This is a genomic window from Psychrobacter sp. DM4, assembly GCF_051307035.1.
Classification (GTDB): domain Bacteria; phylum Pseudomonadota; class Gammaproteobacteria; order Pseudomonadales; family Moraxellaceae; genus Psychrobacter.
The window spans coordinates 2,319,465-2,336,890 of the sequence record NZ_CP195536.1 but is presented as its reverse complement, the minus strand read 5'-3'; the positions used below and the strand labels follow the sequence as shown (position 1 = coordinate 2,336,890).

The 17,426-nt window shown below is 43.5% G+C and carries 19 protein-coding genes and 1 tRNA gene; 8 read left to right on the top strand and 12 right to left on the bottom strand.

The features are described from left to right. Nucleotide 1 precedes the first annotated feature (1 nt). A complete protein-coding gene (locus tag ACR64G_RS09975; protein ID WP_435979146.1) occupies nt 2-910 on the bottom strand; it encodes a hydrogen peroxide-inducible genes activator in 909 nt (302 codons plus the stop codon). Nucleotides 911-1,188: 278 nt separating this feature from the next. Between ACR64G_RS09975 and ahpC the strand changes: the two genes are divergently transcribed. Next, complete coding sequence (gene ahpC, locus ACR64G_RS09970; protein WP_435979145.1) at nt 1,189-1,755, top strand: alkyl hydroperoxide reductase subunit C; 567 nt, start codon at nt 1,189-1,191, stop codon at nt 1,753-1,755. A 135-nt stretch (nt 1,756-1,890) separates the two neighbouring features. Here ahpC and ACR64G_RS09965 read toward each other — a convergent pair whose 3' ends face one another. After that, on the bottom strand, nt 1,891-2,133 hold the full coding sequence (locus tag ACR64G_RS09965; protein WP_435979144.1) for a YdcH family protein: 243 nt from the start codon (nt 2,131-2,133) through the stop codon (nt 1,891-1,893). Nucleotides 2,134-2,554: 421 nt separating this feature from the next. On the opposite strand from ACR64G_RS09965, the gene ahpF reads away from it, so the two are divergent. Together ahpF and ACR64G_RS09955 are read left to right on the top strand one after the other, a co-directional pair. Further along, nucleotides 2,555-4,135 carry an alkyl hydroperoxide reductase subunit F gene (ahpF, locus tag ACR64G_RS09960; RefSeq protein WP_435979143.1) on the top strand — a complete coding sequence of 527 codons (1,581 nt, stop codon included), beginning with the start codon at nt 2,555-2,557 and terminating at the stop codon, nt 4,133-4,135. A 374-nt stretch (nt 4,136-4,509) separates the two neighbouring features. Further along, nucleotides 4,510-5,958: an alanine/glycine:cation symporter family protein gene (locus ACR64G_RS09955; protein WP_435979142.1), complete on the top strand. Its 1,449-nt coding sequence runs from the start codon at nt 4,510-4,512 to the stop codon at nt 5,956-5,958. Nucleotides 5,959-6,058: 100 nt separating this feature from the next. Here ACR64G_RS09955 and ACR64G_RS09950 read toward each other — a convergent pair whose 3' ends face one another. Both ACR64G_RS09950 and ACR64G_RS09945 read right to left on the bottom strand, forming a co-directional pair. After that, the gene (locus ACR64G_RS09950; protein ID WP_435979141.1) at nt 6,059-6,919 is read right to left on the bottom strand and encodes a bile acid:sodium symporter family protein; all 861 of its coding nucleotides are present in this window, start codon (nt 6,917-6,919) and stop codon (nt 6,059-6,061) included. 125 nt (nt 6,920-7,044) lie between these two features. After that, nucleotides 7,045-7,785, bottom strand: coding sequence for a glutathione S-transferase family protein (locus ACR64G_RS09945; RefSeq protein ID WP_435979140.1), 741 nt, complete (start codon nt 7,783-7,785; stop codon nt 7,045-7,047). Between the two features lie 171 nt (nt 7,786-7,956). On the opposite strand from ACR64G_RS09945, the gene ACR64G_RS09940 reads away from it, so the two are divergent. Then, complete coding sequence (locus tag ACR64G_RS09940) at nt 7,957-8,841, top strand: LysR substrate-binding domain-containing protein (RefSeq protein WP_435979139.1); 885 nt, start codon at nt 7,957-7,959, stop codon at nt 8,839-8,841. A 16-nt stretch (nt 8,842-8,857) separates the two neighbouring features. Here ACR64G_RS09940 and ACR64G_RS09935 read toward each other — a convergent pair whose 3' ends face one another. From ACR64G_RS09935 to ACR64G_RS09920, 4 genes are all read right to left on the bottom strand, one after another. Further along, nucleotides 8,858-9,190, bottom strand: coding sequence for a TIGR01244 family sulfur transferase (locus ACR64G_RS09935; protein ID WP_435979138.1), 333 nt, complete (start codon nt 9,188-9,190; stop codon nt 8,858-8,860). Between the two features lie 84 nt (nt 9,191-9,274). Then, nucleotides 9,275-9,601 (bottom strand): beta-lactamase hydrolase domain-containing protein, encoded by a 327-nt coding sequence (locus tag ACR64G_RS09930; RefSeq protein ID WP_435979137.1) that lies wholly within the window; start codon nt 9,599-9,601, stop codon nt 9,275-9,277. Between the two features lie 177 nt (nt 9,602-9,778). Next, complete coding sequence (locus ACR64G_RS09925) at nt 9,779-11,518, bottom strand: SulP family inorganic anion transporter (protein ID WP_435979136.1); 1,740 nt, start codon at nt 11,516-11,518, stop codon at nt 9,779-9,781. 60 nt (nt 11,519-11,578) lie between these two features. Beyond that, nucleotides 11,579-11,959, bottom strand: a complete 381-nt coding sequence (locus ACR64G_RS09920; RefSeq protein WP_435979135.1) for an ArsR/SmtB family transcription factor — start codon at nt 11,957-11,959, stop codon at nt 11,579-11,581. Nucleotides 11,960-12,280: 321 nt separating this feature from the next. On the opposite strand from ACR64G_RS09920, the gene ACR64G_RS09915 reads away from it, so the two are divergent. The 3 genes from ACR64G_RS09915 (at nt 12,281) to trxC (ending at nt 14,390) form a co-directional block, all read left to right on the top strand. Further along, nucleotides 12,281-13,156, top strand: a complete 876-nt coding sequence (locus ACR64G_RS09915; RefSeq protein WP_435979134.1) for an MBL fold metallo-hydrolase — start codon at nt 12,281-12,283, stop codon at nt 13,154-13,156. 73 nt (nt 13,157-13,229) lie between these two features. Continuing rightward, nucleotides 13,230-13,850, top strand: a complete 621-nt coding sequence (locus ACR64G_RS09910) for a class I SAM-dependent methyltransferase (protein WP_435979133.1) — start codon at nt 13,230-13,232, stop codon at nt 13,848-13,850. 108 nt (nt 13,851-13,958) lie between these two features. Further along, nucleotides 13,959-14,390 carry a thioredoxin TrxC gene (gene trxC / locus ACR64G_RS09905; protein WP_435979132.1) on the top strand — a complete coding sequence of 144 codons (432 nt, stop codon included), beginning with the start codon at nt 13,959-13,961 and terminating at the stop codon, nt 14,388-14,390. A gap of 111 nt (nt 14,391-14,501) precedes the next feature. Here trxC and ACR64G_RS09900 read toward each other — a convergent pair whose 3' ends face one another. The 4 genes from ACR64G_RS09900 to ACR64G_RS09885 form a co-directional block, all read right to left on the bottom strand. Continuing rightward, nucleotides 14,502-14,903 carry a hypothetical protein gene (locus ACR64G_RS09900; protein ID WP_435979131.1) on the bottom strand — a complete coding sequence of 134 codons (402 nt, stop codon included), beginning with the start codon at nt 14,901-14,903 and terminating at the stop codon, nt 14,502-14,504. A 168-nt stretch (nt 14,904-15,071) separates the two neighbouring features. Further along, the gene (locus ACR64G_RS09895; protein ID WP_435979130.1) at nt 15,072-15,431 is read right to left on the bottom strand and encodes a SirB2 family protein; all 360 of its coding nucleotides are present in this window, start codon (nt 15,429-15,431) and stop codon (nt 15,072-15,074) included. A 48-nt stretch (nt 15,432-15,479) separates the two neighbouring features. Next, nucleotides 15,480-15,821, bottom strand: coding sequence for a BolA family protein (locus ACR64G_RS09890; protein ID WP_435979129.1), 342 nt, complete (start codon nt 15,819-15,821; stop codon nt 15,480-15,482). Nucleotides 15,822-15,999: 178 nt separating this feature from the next. Continuing rightward, entirely contained in the window at nt 16,000-16,812 is an 813-nt protein-coding gene (locus ACR64G_RS09885) for a M48 family metallopeptidase (RefSeq protein WP_435979128.1), read from the bottom strand. Between the two features lie 502 nt (nt 16,813-17,314). On the opposite strand from ACR64G_RS09885, the gene ACR64G_RS09880 reads away from it, so the two are divergent. Continuing rightward, a tRNA-Gly gene (locus tag ACR64G_RS09880) sits at nt 17,315-17,389 on the top strand. The last annotated feature ends 37 nt before the right edge of the window (nt 17,390-17,426 follow it).

Genomic DNA, 17,426 nt, shown 5'->3' with positions numbered 1-17,426 from the left:
GCTAGCGCCGCTTGGCATCATTTTCAAAAGCCTGACCAAACACTTGACCGAGCAAATTGACATCATCCACGCGCGCATAATTTAAGCGGGTGACAAAGGCGATTTTGCGATGAGGACCTGCCTCTGCTAGTGGCACGGCTACCGCATTCTGGTTCTGCAGATGTAATTGATCGAGGGCCATCTCAGGTACTAAAGTCGTACCCATATTCGCAAGCGCCATTTGGATCAAAGTGTTAAGGCTAGCATCAGAGAAGCTAGATTTCATTTGCGCGCGATCAAAATGACAGACTGATAGCGTCTGATCAGTGAGACAATGTCCTTCGCCTAGTAGCATAAGGTTAGCCGTTGCTAGCTCATCTGCGTTGATGGTCTCAAGCTTGGCATGCACATCATCCTTTGGGAATACCGCAAAAAAGTCCTCAGCCCAAAACTCAAAACTATGTAAGCCATCTACTGCATAAGGTAGAGCGATAATCGCCGTATCGATATGACCGTAACGCACTTGCTCAAGCAAACGCTCAGTCTGCTGCTCGACGATAGTCATTCGAAATTCTGGATAGTGCGCGCGCAGCGCAGGCAGGACCTTTGGCAATAGATAAGGGGCAATCGTCGGAATAATACCGACAGTCATCGGGTAGGCGAGCGGTGACTGATGACTTTGAGCACGAGTGGTCAAATCATTGACCTCTGAGAATATACGCTGCGCTCGCGTTAAGATGTCCTGACCGATAGGCGTAATGAGCACTTGCTTATTGTTGCGCTCAAATATTTGCGTATCGAGCTGCTTTTCTAATTCTGCGATACCTAAACTTAGCGCTGATTGAGAGATATTACAGTCCTCAGCGGCGCGTTTGAAATGGCGGTGTTTGGCAACGGCTAAAGCAAATTCGAGTTGACGTAGGGTAATCATAAAAGGTCTCTTTAAAACGTTTAACAAAAAGGGTCAAGGACTAATAAAAAGCAAAATTTGAGCTACTTAGTACTTATAGGACTCATCTACTTACTAAGACTGAAAATGAGATAAGACAGTTTACCAAGATTAATAAAACAAAACATCAAGTTAAAATCTTTTAACTGGAGTAATCGTAGAATTGGCGTATAGTTTGTCAGGTAGCCAAGATAACTCATGGCTTAAATTGAACAACCCAATAATTATATCTCAATTTACTAACTTTAAAGGAGCCAATTATGGCGTCTATTATCAATCAAGAAATCCCAGAATTCTCAGCTGATGCGTATGTTAATGGTGAATTCAAAACGATCACCTCAGACGACGTAAAAGGCAATTGGGCAATATTCTTATTTTACCCAGCTGACTTTACCTTTGTATGTCCAACTGAGTTAGAGGACATGGCCGCTCATTACGAAGAATTGCAAGGCCTTGGCGTAGAAGTCTACTCAGTATCGACTGATACTCATTTTACCCACAAAGCATGGCACGATTCTTCAGATGCTATCGGTAAAGTGACTTATCCAATGATTGGCGATCCTACTGGCCGTATCACTCGCGGTTTTAATGTTATGATTGAAGAAGCAGGCCTTGCTGAGCGCGGCACGTTCCTAATTGATCCTGATGGCCTAATCCAAGTTGCAGAGATACATGCAGGCGGCATTGGTCGTAGCGCAAAAGATATGCTACGTAAAGTAAAAGCGGCGCAATATGTTCGCGAAAACGACGGTGAAGTCTGTCCAGCAGCGTGGGAACAAGGCGGCGATACGTTGAAGCCAAGTCTTGATCTCGTTGGTAAGATCTAAGCGATTGCTATATAAACAATCCTTATAGATGTTTAGCCAAACCATAAAGAAGACCCTATCAGTATAAGCTGGTAGGGTCTTTTTATGTCTTATAATTATTGTCTGTTATGCTTAGTCTTTATTGATAGTTAGCACTTAGGACTGTATTTTGTTCTTATCGATTATTTGATAAATCTCATCTTTTAGATGTAGTTTTCGTCGCTTCATGTGCTCGATTTCGTCATCACGGCTGGTATTTTTCACTCTGTCTTTATCGAGTTGGTTGATCTGTTGATCCAGTTTAGTATGCTCATCAAAAATAACCGCGAAATGGTCATCCTTTTGCTTGAGCTCAGCGATAATATCTCTATTGTCCTGCCAAGTATCCGTCTTTCTCATGTGATCATCCTTTTTAGTGAGCGCAAGCCTTCGCGCATTGCAAGTTAGAGTGTCAGTAAGAGTGCTACGATTAAGGTGGAACTCATATCTTTTGATGTAGAAGATATAAAGACAAATAAGTACAGCTTTTCTATTGGTCTTACTCGATTGTAGCGAATAAATACCCTTGATACTATGACAATAAATCTTACATGGTTTTATAATTAATAAAATATATCAGTTAACGATTTGTTTTATAAAACATTAGGTTTGAGTTTATCCGCTTGCTCAGAGTGCGTAAACCTATGATAATAGGGACATCAAAGGGTATTAGCCTTTTTATTTATTAAGTATTTTTTATTGCATCTGCCTCAAACTATAAAGATTCAAACGAGCAACCTGATAGCTGCCGTTACCTAATTAACAATATTAAGGAACAAACATGATAGACCAAAGTTTATTAGACGCTGTAAAAAGCTATAGCGAAAACATGACTCGCCCAATTACCTTTGTATTAGGCAGCGGTGAGCACAGTAAACGTGCTGAGCTGATTGATTTTTTGACCAAAATTGCAGGTACGACGGACAAGATCAATTTTGATCCAGTAGCGACTGATGACAGTCTGCCAAGTCCTATTAGCTTTGCTGTATATAGTCATATTGATGGCGCACAAACCGATACAGGTATTGTGTTCAGCGGTATTCCAGGCGGTCATGAGTTTACCTCTTTAATATTAGCTATTTTGCAGGCGGGCGGTCATACGCTCAAGCTAGACGAGGGCATTCAAAAGCTAGTCAAACGCTTCAATCAGCCGCTAGAGTTTCAAACGTATGTGTCACTGTCTTGTCACAGTTGCCCAGAAGTGGTGCAAGCGCTCAACCAATTCTCATTGCTCAACGAAGGTATCAGCAATGAGATGATTGATGGCGCGTTATTTCAAGAGCAAGTAGAGGCGAACAAGATCCAAGGCGTACCTGCGGTATTTCTAAACGGTAAGCCGTTTGCTAATGGTCTCATTGATACGGCTAAACTAATTACTAAGTTACAAGAGCAGTTCCCTGATCTAATGAGCGAAGGTAGCGATGACGACGCTGAGCAATTAGAGCAGCAAGATGTCACTATTATCGGGGCAGGTCCTGCTGGCGTTGCCGCTGCCATTTATACCGCTCGTAAAGGTCTAAAAGTCACTATGGTCGCTGATCGTATCGGTGGTCAGGTCAAAGACACACAAGACATCGAGAATTTGATCTCGGTGCCTTTAACTAACGGCACTAATTTATCAGCCGATTTTGTCAAACATATAGAAGAGTACAATATTACTCTCAAGCAGCATGTGACGGTCAAAGAGATCGATGAGACTGCCGATGAGAACTACAGCATTCATCTCAATACAGGCGAGCGTTTTGAGACACGTAGTATTATCCTAGCGACAGGCGCTCAGTGGCGTAAACTTGGTGTTCCAGGTGAAGAAGAAAATACGGGCAAAGGCGTGGCGTACTGCGCGCATTGTGATGGTCCTTTCTTTAAGGGTAAAGATATCTCCGTCGTTGGCGGTGGTAACTCAGGAGTCGAGGCCGCGCTTGATTTGGCAGGTATCGTCAAAAGCGTAACCGTGCTTGAGTTCGCTGATGAATTAAAAGCCGATCAAGTCTTGATCAATAAAGCCAAAGAGAAGTCGAACATTGAGTTCATCACAGGTGCTGCGACCAAAGAGATCAAAGCCACTGATGGTAAAGTGAGCTCTATTGTCTTTGAAGATCGCAAAACGGGCGAGACTCATGAGCGTGATTTAGAAGGGGTGTTTGTACAGATAGGTCTGATTCCAAACTCTGGATTTATCAAAGGTTTTGTCGATCTAAACCGTTTTGGTGAAGTTGAGATTGATGAGCGCTGCCGCACCGATCGCAGAGGCATCTTTGCTTGTGGGGATGTGACCACAGTACCCTTTAAGCAGATTAACATTGCTATGGGCGAGGGTAGTAAAGCCGCTTTAAGTGCGTTTGAATATTTGGTAATGCAGTAAGTCTATGTTTAATAGAAAGCAGCCCATCGGAAATCTTATTTAAAAGATTTCCCTTGCAAGCCTAAAATTGACATGCAATTTTTTTTTACGGCTTTCAGGGCGAGGGTAGTAAAGCCGCTTTAAGTGCGTTTGAATATTTAGTTATGCAATAGAATCTAGTAAGTTTAAAAAAAAGCCACCTCTTTTTGAGGTGGCTTTTTTGTGTCATTACTCAGATAAAGCTCAGTCTAGTGTTTACAAGGTAGTTATTTAAGCGACATAATGAGGAATATTACCCCTAAAAAGTAGTATGGTTTAGAGTAAATATTTTCTTTGGTTTAGTAATACTATTAATAAAATATGTCGCTGTGTCACATCGCTCAAGGAAGACAATTATGGAATATATTGAAGCCTTTTTCTCTTTAATTGGAGACTTAACATGGGGTTGGGCACTCGTCCCAATGCTCATTATTTTCGGATTGCTATTTACCATAGTAGGTAGGTTCGCGCAGTTCAGATATTTTAAGCGTATGTTTAGGGTATTTAGAACAGATGAGGTAGGAGACGAGGGAATTTCTGCTCGTCAAGCCTTGCTAGTATCTATCGGCGGACGGGTCGGCGGCGGTAATATTGCAGGTGTTGCTGTAGCGATCTCACTGGGTGGTCCAGGTGCGATATTCTGGATGTGGGTCGTCGCCTTGATTGGAATGATGACTAGTATTGTTGAGTGTAGTTTGGCTCAGCTGTATAAGCGAAAAGATGTCGATGGTAATTTTCGCGGTGGTCCTGCGACTTATATCTTGCACGGTTTAGGCAAAGATTATCGTTGGCTCGCCGTGATATATGCTATCTCACTGCTCCTGTCTTTCTCCATCGGCTTTGTAGCGTTCCAAGGTAATACTGTGGCAGGTTCTGCTCTTGAAAGCTTTGGGATTGATCGTTGGATATCAGGCGTAATACTGGTTATTGCGGGTGGGTTTATCGTCTTTGGCGGTATTCAGCGTATTGCGAAAGTCGCAGACGTGGTTATTCCAGTTATGGCGCTAATCTATATTGGTATGGCACTTATTATTATCGCGCTAAACTTTACAGAACTGCCAGCGCTAATGGTTATGATAGTCAAAAATGCCTTTGGTATTGAGTCTGTCGTAGGCGGTGGTATTGGTGTGGCGATTGAGCAAGGTATGAAGCGGGGCTTATTCTCTAATGAAGCAGGTTTGGGCTCTGCGCCCAATATCGCAGCTACTGCTTATGCAACCCATCCTGTTAGTCAAGGTATCTCGCAGTCGTTATCGGTGTTTATTGATACGATTGTGGTGTGTAGTGCAACGGCATTTATGATTTTACTGAGTGGGGTGTATCAGCCAGGGGCTGAAGTCGATGGTATTGTACTGGCTCAGCAGGCGCTGACGACTCAGCTTGGGGATTGGTCACAGTATATCTTGACTATAGCGATATTGTTATTTGCCTTAAGCTCTATTATGTATAACTATTATATGGGCGAAAACGCCATTAACTTTTTGGTCAAAAAGAATATTAAAATGGCGACCTTGGTTTTACGACTTGTGGTTGTCGCGATATTATTTATCGGTGCAGTAGCGCCAACGGCAACCGCTGTATTCTTCTTTGCTGATCCATTGATGGGTCTGCTGGCCTTAGCAAACTTACTAGCTCTCATTATGCTATTTCCGCGCGCTAAGCGCTTACTTGATGACTTTGCAAGACAGTTAAAATCAGGGGTAAAAGAGCCGTTATTCGACGCGCAGCAGTATGAGAAGTTGGATATCGATTTGAGTGCTTGGGGTAAAGAAGCGGTAGAAGAGGCTTTAGAGCAGAAGAAGTAGTTTAAATGTACTTTATGTCTTATGAATAAAAAACCACTTCAGCCTACGAGCATGGTTGAGGTGGTTTTTTTGTGACTACTATTTTTAGCAGTCGCTAATATCAGTTTTTATTCCGAATCAGAGCAATAATCGGAATAGCAATGATATACATCAATACGCCATACACAGCGGCAGGTAGAGCAATAGCAGGTAGGGCAACAGTCGTGCCCATAATGATTGGCGCTAGGGTGATAGCAGTTGTACTGTTCTGAATACTGGTCTCTATAGATACGGTCTTGGTGTCGAACCAGCTTAATTTAAACAGTCGAGCAATGAGCATACTCAGTACAAATAAGATAACGATAAGTAGAACCAGCTCAAGCCCAATAGAGGTGAGTTGCGACTTTAACAGCTCCAAGTTGGTAGCGATAACCGCAAAGACGATGAGTACAAAGAACACGCTAGAGATACCATTTAGGATACCACTTCTACGTTCCATAAACCTTGTGAACTTGTAGCGTGCAAACATACCGATGCTGACAGGTAACGTCGTCAATAAAAACATCACCAGACCTATTTTAAACGCGCTAATCGTACCAGCCTGATCTTGCATAAAATAGTCAAAAGCTAAAGTGATAAGAATGGGCAAGGTAATAACGGATAGTAGACTGACAATGCCTGTTAGTGCAACCGATAACGCTACATTGCCCTTGGCATAATAGGTTAGTAGATTACTGGTGACGCCACCAGGACAAAAGCTAATCAGCATAATACCAAAGGCAATAGCGGGTGGCGGCGTGGTGATAAGGACGATGATAAGGGCGACCACTGGCACTAGAATAACTTGGTTAAAGAGGCCAACAAAGAACGCTTTAGGATTGGTGGCGATAATTTTGAAATCACTAGGTTTTAGCCCAGTGCCTAAAGTGAACATAATGTAGGCGAGTGCTAACGGCAGTAAGGCTAAAGCAATATTACTCATAAAACGTCCTTGTAAAATTAAAAGCCGTATTAGAATGACTTTTTAGATAGAGCACATTCCTTGTGGTTCTATCATCTTAAACGCTATTAAAAATTTAGCAAACATTTTACAAGTTGAATTCACTTTTAATCCGCTAATACCCCAACTATCGAAACTATCTCACCTGCTTCATCTTCTTTGATTACGCGTGTCTCTTTTAAAGCTGAGTCGATCCAAGATTGTATATGACGATTGTTCAACATTGTCTCACAATACTGTTTGGTCGTTGATTTTAATACTATGTCAGAGGTATTAGCATAAGTTTGCAAGCGTAGCACGACTGGCGCAAAAAAAGCATCGGCTGCTGTGAAGTGACCAAACAAGTAGCTGTCAGATGCTCTATTTGTCAAACACTCTTCAAAGATCGCTTCTATACGAGCGATATCAGCCAAACAAGCCGCACTGGGTTGTATCTTTGCCGTTGCCCTTATATTCATTGGCATCTCACTACGCATGCCCGTCAGTCCTGAATGCATCTCAGCGACGATACTTTGACAATAGGTGCTATCTTTTCTATTTTGACTATCAGACTGACTCAGCCCTGTCCAAACATCTAAGTCGGTCAGATAATCATTGGCGTGAATAACAATCGCCAAGGTGTCCCAAACCGTAACTTTGTCGCTATTATTAACTTTGTCATGACCGTATACCAAAACAGGCACTTTACCTGTAGGCGCATGCTCATCGAGCACTGATTTTGCAGAAGGATGAAACAATTCAATGGATTGTTCAGCAAAATCAATATTGAAAGCTTTGAGTAGTAGCCAAGCTCGCAATGACCATGAGGAGTAGTTTTTATTACCGATAATGAGAAGGGGTTTTTGCATATCTATTCTCCATAAATCTCTAAATGAAGCTCCATTATCGCCATCGTAATAGTGAGTTACCAACGCAAAATCTTAATAGCACCTATAAGCAATTCGCAGAATTTGGTTTATTTATTAAAGATGACAATATGCTAATCTACATAGAAACGATTTAAACAAGAGGGTTAGTGAATGGATATAGAGGCCTTACGCTGTTTTGTAGCTGTGGTCGAGACAGGGAGCTATACGCAAGCGGCAGAGCAGGTGCATCGCAGTCAAAGCGCGGTCAGTCAAAAGATGCAAAGACTAGCTGAGCAGACAGATAAAGCCCTATTTACCAAGTCAGGACGGCTGCTTGAGCTATCAGAGGATGGGAAGTTTTTGCTCGGTTATGCGCGGCACATTATTAGCTTGCATGATGATGCACTGCGGCAGCTGCGTGATAGTAAGCAGATTATTAGACCTCTGCAATTGGGGTGTCCTGATGATTATGCTCAAGTGGTCTTGCCTAAAATGCTGGCACATATACAAACTTGCGTACCGAATTTGCCCATTCATGTGCACTGCCACAACTCAATACGCCTACGTGAAATGCTAAGCGCAGGTACTTTGGATACTGCCATTGTATCGCGCTCCTCCGCGCGCGCGGCGGGGCAATTTTTGCAACAAGATGAAGGGATGTGGGCCTTTAACGGTGATACGCTTGCTCTAAAGCAGCACTACGAAGATAAGTCTAGTGTGCCTTTGATCCTTTTTGATGAAAGCTGTCATTTTCATCATTCGGCTATTCAAGGTTTAAGTCAGATAAACATAGCCAGTCAAGTGATTTGTAGCGCCAATAGCGTAGGCGCGATTGCAAGTTTGGTACTGGCAGGGCAGGGCATTACTGTCGTGGCAAAAACTAGCTTAGGTCAGATGACTATCTTGACAGAAGATAACAACCCACTACCGTTTGTATTACCTAAGCTACCTGAAGTCATTATCGAGATGGTCATAACCGCAAACGCCCATCCAAACTTTGGACGGGCGCAACTAGCAGAGGTCTGTGAGAACTATCTTAAGGTATCAAGTAACTAAGGTATCAGTCAACGAATCAATCGTCTAACAAGTCCATACGCTTTGCGGCTTCATAAATGCCCGTTGAGCGGTTGCCCGTACGGCAAAATATGAGCATGGGCTGCTCAGCTTGATTAAAGAAGTCCGCGAACTCCTCGACGTGATTTTGATTGAGCTCACTACCTGCAAAGGACACCTCTTTGTATGCAAGACCCGCTTCGGTAGCAGCGGCTTCGATCTCAGCACTGGTCGGTTGACCCGGCTCTTCACCATCAGGACGGTTATTGATGATAGTTTTAAAGCCGTTTTCGGCGATCAGAGGCACTTGATCCGGGGTGATTTGTCCCGTCATACTCACTTGATGACTCATAATTATTCCTAATTGTATTTTGGTTAAATGAACTTTTTGATAGCTTTGGTCATATCTTTTGTACTGTATTTAGATTTCCAAAGATTATAGCAAGCCTTGCATCAGTGCGCTTTGATACAGCAATTTAGCGCGCGCGCCTGTACCACAGAACATTAAAATAGGCTTAGGCATAGCATGATAAAAGGCGGCAAATTGCTTAACCGTCATAGTACTTAGGCGCTCATCATCAAAAGGTAGATAATGATAAGTCAGATCAGCCTGTGCGGTAGCCGTCGCAAAATCACAGCTATTGGGCTGAGTGTCACTCTCAGCATCAGGACGTATGTTGAGCACGGAGCGATAGCCAAGCTCTGCAATCTTGATGCATTGGCTGGGATAGATTTGCTTGTAGATAGTGAGATCATCGGTCATAAATAGTCAATTATAAACTCTTGTGTGAAAGGTATCTAAAGTCGTGGTAACAGTCAAGGCTCATGTATGGATGCTCGTCTTATTGTAGCTGCCTTTTTGACCGTTGTGAGTACATGAGCTTTGACAATGAGTCATCATAACGGCATTCGGTAGTAGACAGCAATAGCCGGTATCGATTTAAGACAGATAGGAGTGCGTGGTACTCGGCAATTCATTCTTTAGAGTATTAACAGCCTCTAAGGTACTCATAAATACCTGCCCTGATAACTCGGTGATAACTGGAGTATCACCGATGATATCCATAACAGGTCCCTTGACGAAGCTAAAGTGCAAGCGCTTATCTTGTACCGTAAGCTCTCGGGTCAAAGTCATTAGCATCTCTTGAGCGGTCAGATCAATATGATTGACCGCTGCCATCATGAGAATAATCTCACAGGCCTGTGGATACTGCCGTACGGACTGTAAGATGCGCCGATGAACCGATTCGGTGTTACCAAAGAATAAACTCTCATCGATACGCAGCATCAGCAATCGCTCAAAAGTTACCACATCATGGCGATTAATATTGCGAAAATGTCCTGTATCTCCTAATTGTCCAACAACTGCGACATGAGGCTGGCTGGACTGCCATATGAGACTGGCAAAAGAGACCATCAGACCTATAATCAGACCGGTGTTAAGACCAAATATGAGCACTCCGATAAAGGCGGCGATAAAACTAACTGCATCCAAACGGTCACGCTTTCGCGCAGACTGTAGGGTAGCAAAGTCAATCAGCCCAACGATAGAGGCCATGATCGTCGCGCCCAAAATCGCATAGGGTAGAGGCGCTAATGCCTCGCTAAAAGCAATCAACGCAGCAACCATAACGATGACTGTGACGAGGCTTGCAAGTGGCGTTTTGGCACCTGAATCTACATTGATAGCCGTACGAGAAAACCCACCTGCAACCGTAAAGCTCTGAAACAAACCACCTGCCAAATTAGCCAGTCCTAACCCTGTCAGCTCACGATTGGCATCAAATGTCTCGCCGCGCCTGCGAGCGTAAATGCTCGCCACTGAGCTGCTAGAGACAAAGACAATAAGCGCCATCAATCCTGCGGCGGGTAACAGCTCAAGCGCTTCTTGAAAGCTTGGCACATGCGGTATGATAAATGTTGGTAGCCCTTGAGGAATACTACCGATAGTAGCGACATCTCGCGTTGACCAGTTCAAGAGCAGGCTAAGTAAAATGGCGACAATCAATAAAATTAGCGGAAATAAGCGCTCAGCCCACTTGGCATAATTCGCTGATAACCAAGAGCGCCATAGCCATTTGCTAGCGTAGCGGTTACTGACCAAAAGGATAAAAGCGACAACACCAATGACAAGCGTTAAAGGATGCAATAGGTATATATACAGCTGCATACTCGATAAGTAACCAATTAGGCTGTTACCTGTTATCGGTATCGCTGTTAAATATTTGAGCTGGCTCACAAAGATAAGGACTGCCGCCCCGCTAATAAACCCCGCTGACACACCGCGACTAATGAACTGCATGATCCAGCCAAGTTTTAGCCGTCCTGCTATCCACAGCAACGCCCCAACCATAAAAGCGAGCAAGCTTGCCATCAAGATATAGTGCTCAGCGCCGCGGTCGGCATAGGCATGTAAGCTACTAGCCGTCATAATAGCGGTAATAGCGACGGGTCCAACCGCCTGTACATTGCTCGATCCTAACCAAGCGTAGACGATAACAGGCACGATGGCTGCATACAGACCATATACCGGTGGCAATCCTGCCAACACGGCATAACCGAGACTTTGCGGAATGACGAGCACACCGACGACTAAGCCTGCGATAACATCCGTAGGTAAGGCTGCTAATTGGTATTGACGTAACCAGTCTGGAATGAGACGAGTGGCAAGAGAGGGCATATTAGCAGGTCATCACATCGAATTTCGGTTAAAAAGGCAACCTCTACAAACTATATTGATCTACTCTGCCGGCGCACAAAAACGCTGATAAAGTAGCTGTAATACTGCCAAAGCATCATCGCTTGCGATACTGTAGTAGATTTGCTTGCCCTCACGACGCGTGGCGACTAACTCGTCTTTACGCAAAATACCCAGCTGCTGCGATAGGCTTGGCTGACCCACACCGACCAGTTGCTCTAGATCACCGACACAGTATTCTCCTTGGGTAAGCTGACACAACAATAATAATCGATCAGGATGCGAGAGCGATTTGAGCAGTTTACTCGCCTGTTTTGAGGCCGCTTGCATCTGCGTCGCTAAATTGGCTGGCACGATATCTGTATCATTCGAGGCTGTGGCTGGGGTAGAAGTGGTCAGAGTGATCTCCTTAGAGAAAAGCATCGCGAAATGAATCGCGGTTATTAAAGTAATGCTATAAATGGTTGTAAGCAAGTATTTTAACACTCAACATTAAAACGTGCAGGACCAATCTATTATCTATCCTTAGCAAATATATATCTAACATTGGCTATAAGATAAGACCTTAGTGTAGATAGATATCCACAAGTATCAGAATACTTAGTAAAGTATTCATGATTTAATGAAGGTTATCAAGTTATTATTATTAACATTATATAAATTGATAAATTGTATGCTAACTGCTATATTCTTTCTATTCCCTTTATCCAAAAATAGATAGAGCAAACAATTAGAGAGGTAACCATGCAAGTTCATTCTTTTTTGCACCAAGATACTGAGACCTATAGTCATGTATTGGCAGATACCAAACACAACCTATGTGCCATTATCGATCCTGTGTTAGATTTTGATGCCAAGTCTGGTTTTAGCGATACCACTAGCGTCGATGAGGTCATTGAGTTCGTCCGCACAAAAGGTTGGAAATTAGTTTATATTATCGAGACCCACGCTCACGCCGATCACCTGTCAGCTGCAATACATGTCAAAGAGATGCTGGGCGGGCAGTTGGTTATCGGTAAATATATCACCGACGTGCAAAAGATATTTAAGCAAGTCTATAACTTTGATACTAGCTTTCGCACGGACGCCAGCCAATTCGATATCTTAACAGATGAAGACACCATTTTGACTTTGGGTGATATCAATATTAGCGTCATGCACGTACCCGGTCATACGCCAGCTGACATGGCTTATGTGGCAACGGATGATGAAAAGTCAGCGGTATTCACGGGGGATACTATATTTGCCCCTGATGTTGGTACGGCGCGCTGTGATTTTCCTGGTGGTGATGCCAAAACTCTATATCAGTCGATCCAAAAGCTATTAGCGCTTGATGGAGATACGATGATGTACCTGTGTCATGACTACCCAAGCCAAGGTCGCAAGCATTGCCCCTCAACGACTGTTGCCGCGCAAAAACTGGGTAATATCCATGTCAAAGACGGTATTAATGAAGCTGAGTTCGTAGAGATGCGTGAGCGCCGTGATGCTACGCTAGATATGCCGCGTCTGATTATTCCCTCGGTTCAAGTCAATATCGACGCAGGTCACTTTCCAGATCCTGAAGACAATGGCGTACGCTATCTCAAAGTACCTATCAACGCCAAAGCATTTGAATAATAAGCCAAATTATGCTGTGTTTTTATGAAGTGCTCTATTAGAAGCCTTATCATTTATATAATTGGAGAGCGTAATGAATCCGTATGAGCGCTATGTGCTACCAAAGATGATAGATATGGCCTGTAGTACAGGCAATGTAATGAAAGCGCGTGCCAGCATAGTCCCTCAATCAGTAGGTGAGGTGTTAGAGATTGGGCTTGGTAGCGGACTTAACTTAGCGTTTTATGATGCTGATAAAGTGTCTACTATCATCGGTGTTGACCCAGCGGCGCAAATGCAAACGCTGGCACGTGAGCGTGCTGCTGATATCAGTATCCCTGTCGAGGTGCTGGCCGTAGATGTGCAGGGTATCGCTGCCGAAACGGATCGTTTTGATACTATCGTTATGACCTTTACGCTCTGTAGTATCAAAGATCCGCTGCCTGCGCTTAAAGAGATGGCGCGCGTGTTAAAGCCCAATGGTCGACTGTTATTTTGTGAGCATGGCCTAGCACCAGATCCTACTGTTGAGCGTTGGCAGCATCGACTGACACCATTTTGGAAGCCCATGGCCGGCGGCTGCCATTTGGATCGTGATATACCAGCACTCATTCGAGCAGGTGGATTTGTTATCGATGACTTGACTGCTGAATATCTACCTGGTCCGCGACCGATGACTTATGTATACAGTGGCTCAGCACATCAAGCCGTTTAGACGATAAGTGTGAGCAACCGTGCTAAAATCGCTATGAATTAGATCGGTTCAGTGCTCTCAGAGCATACGCTGATTGAGATTGTCTAAAATAGTAAACTAGGAGTTTATATGAGCACAGAAAGCTTTTATATCGTCTGTCCGCGTTGTCAAGCGACCAATCGTCTGCCAGCTGAGCGTTTAAGTGATGAGGCTAAGTGCGGCAAATGTAGTCAGCCACTACTAACCGCAAGTCCTCAAGAGCTCACAGGTCGAACCGTTAATAAAGTCATTCAAAAAAACGATATATTAACGATTGTAGATTTTTGGGCAAGCTGGTGTCAGCCGTGCCTGATGATGGCGCCTAGTTTTAAAGAAGCCGCCAAACAATTACCAGAAGTGGTGTTTGCAAAAATTCAAACTGATAAATATGAGCAAGCGGCAGCGCCTTATAATATCCGCAGTCTACCGACGATGGTCGCTTTTAGAGGCGGTAAAGAGGTAGCTCGTCAATCCGGTGCGCTACCAACGGGTCAAATTGTACAATGGGTAAGTGGTCTATAGCTCTAATTCGCTTACTGTTATTGTATATAAGTAGTCTCTCACAACTAAAAAAGCCAATACGTTAATCGCGTATTGGCTTTTCTTACTTTAGACAAGAAGTGCTTTACTTAATTACTCACCGTATATTTTTATGCCGTTGGCAAAGCTACAGCGCTTAACGCGCGCGGACTGGATGATAGCATCAGCTTCACCGTAAAGCCTAGATAACTTGGCATTGCGCACTTTTTTATCGTTGCTTCTACCAACGCCAAAACTGATATTAGGTGAGATACCCCAGCGTCCTGCTGATATACCAACGCCAACACCAGATGCCGAAAAAGTGGACTGCTCATTGAGCGCAGCATCTACATAGCGTTCAACGCGCGCGTACTCCTGGCTGAGTGATTGACAGTCATAGCTTTGATACGTGTTAGGCGGGACATATTGCGGAGTAATACTACCAGTAGCAGCACAACCTGCCAAGGTAAGCATACTAGTTGCTGCCAATAGTGTTGATGCGGTCAAAGTTTTCATAGTCATTCCAGTAGGCTTAAGTCTAAATGCTAAAGATAGGTATCTAATTGATTGTATTACTATAAAACGGATAGTTGTAGATAGCAATAACAATGTAACCAAGGGTCTATATTCTGATATCTAGGCGTCACGATCACTTTAGATAAGTACTAAAAGAAAGATTAAGTACTAAAAGAAGTTCTCAGGTTTGGTATAAGCCAAAGTTACGATACTGGCATAGGCAATACCAGCGATAACGATACCGACCTTGCTTTGACTAGAAGTTGCGTCAGGTTTGAACGCCTTTACACTCGCGCTGATAGCAGCTAATAGCAATATAATCTTGGCAAAGACCCATTGCACGGGAGCATTAACACTCATTAATTGCATGAGCATCCAAGCACCCGAGACGATAATTAGGGCGTAGACAATATGATTGGCAATTTTGATGACGCGCGGCGCTTGTCTGTTGGCGCTTAACACTAGAATACTTTGATAGATAAACAGTCCGATAACGATCAGTGCCAATAGCGTATGTAGATGTTTCATTGTATAGGGTTTCCCTAACTGCGATACTTTATAGTGAATAAGACAGTGTTATTGGTTTTGTCCAGCACATAGAGGGCTATCAGGACTGCGTCCTTGAGCCTGCCACTCACTAGGAATATAAGCATGAATAGCCAAAGCATGTACGCTACCACCTTTTGAGGTTAGTAACTCTGCCACGGCTTCGTATACCAACTGATGACGCGTGACCAAGCGCTTACCGTTAAACGCCTCACTAACGAGTGTCAGCTTAAAATGACTCTCTTTGCCTTCAAAGTAGCCTGCATGATTCATCGATTCATTAACCAGCTCAAGATAATCAGGATGTAAGGTCTGTAACGCCATTGTGAGTGCCGAGGCTACTGGCGCATCATTAGAAATCAAATTACTCATAGCGATCCTTTAATGACAGTAAGCCATAAAAACAAGTGATAAAAATTAGGTCATGTTCACGTCATTATAACAGACATCGGTATAGGTAAAGACAGTAGGACAAGAGACTAAAAGACATAAAAAAGCAGAGCACATACATATGACACTCTGCCTTTTTTAATCTATTACCTGCGCCGTACTAACGACGCGACTTTTGATACAGCGGCATTACTCTTGGTAGTAGAGATTGTATTTCGGCAATACGATTGCCACTTGTTGGGTGAGTGCTTAAGAACTGCGGCGGCTCGCCTTGGCTGGCGCGTTGCATTTTTTGCCATAGCGTAATCGCTGCTTGCGGGTTGTAACCTGCACGTGCCATGAGCTCAAGACCGATCTGGTCCGCCTCGCTCTCTTGGGTACGACTGTGCGGACGACTCAAACCAAGGTCACCTGCAACGTTAGCGATTTGCGCTTGACCTTGCGATAGACCAAAGATACTAGCTGCGACACCGATACCTGTCTGAGTCGCATACTGGCGTGAAAGACGCTCGCGCGAGTGCTCACGTAGGGCATGTGATATCTCATGTCCCATAATGGCAGCAATTTCATCATCGGTTAAATTTAAGCGATCAATGATGCCTGAATAGAACATGATTTTGCCGCCTGGCATAACAAAGGCATTGAGCTGGTTCGATTTGATTGTATGGACTTCCCAATTCCACTTGGCCGCGTCTGGACGATAAACGCCCACTTGAGAAATCAAACGATTAGAGATGTTCTTTAGACGATTGAGCTGTGCTCTATTGGTATCAAGTACTCTAGCTTTTTTGGCATCTTGCAACGTCTTAGCATAGCTCTGCGCTGACATTTGCAATACTTGCTCGTTTGACACTAGTAATAGCTGCTGTCGATCAACACCGACCGCGCCGCTGTTAGTTGTGCTCGTACAACCTGTTAGCGCAAGGCCAGATAACGATGCTGCCATAATAGTTGTCGTCAGTAATCTTTTCATAAGAGTAATCCTCAAAACTAAATAAAAAATGGTATTGATATAAAATGGTACAAAGCTTAAATAGATAAGATTCAATTAACTCGCTATATGCCAATGCTAATCTAAAGCAAACTAAGCATAGCAAAAGTCAAGCCGACTAAAAATAAAAAATATAGACTGAGTATAATAAGGGTTTACCCTTAAATGTAATATGACATAAGTAACATTAATAAGTAGCACTGTAAGCAAAAGCGCTACAAGAAGGTTACAGGCAACATTTAGCAGAACAATACTTACCAGTAGTGAGCTTAATAACTTGAAAAATAGTAAGGGTATGAGAGTGCAGACAATGACACAATTAACTTTAGAATCAATGTCCTGCTAATGAGTGAGTATGGCAGATAGCCTTTGTGTGCTTATCTTTGCTGTTAAAAGCCAAAATAGCGGTTGACATGAGCAGGATAGTTGCTAAAATAGCCAGCCTATCGAGAGGTAATAGTTCACGCTACTACGTTTTGATTATGCGGGAATAGCTCAGTGGTAGAGCATAACCTTGCCAAGGTTGGGGTCGAGAGTTCGAATCTCTTTTCCCGCTCCAAATATGGCTTGAAAAAGCACGAAGGCCTCACAACTTT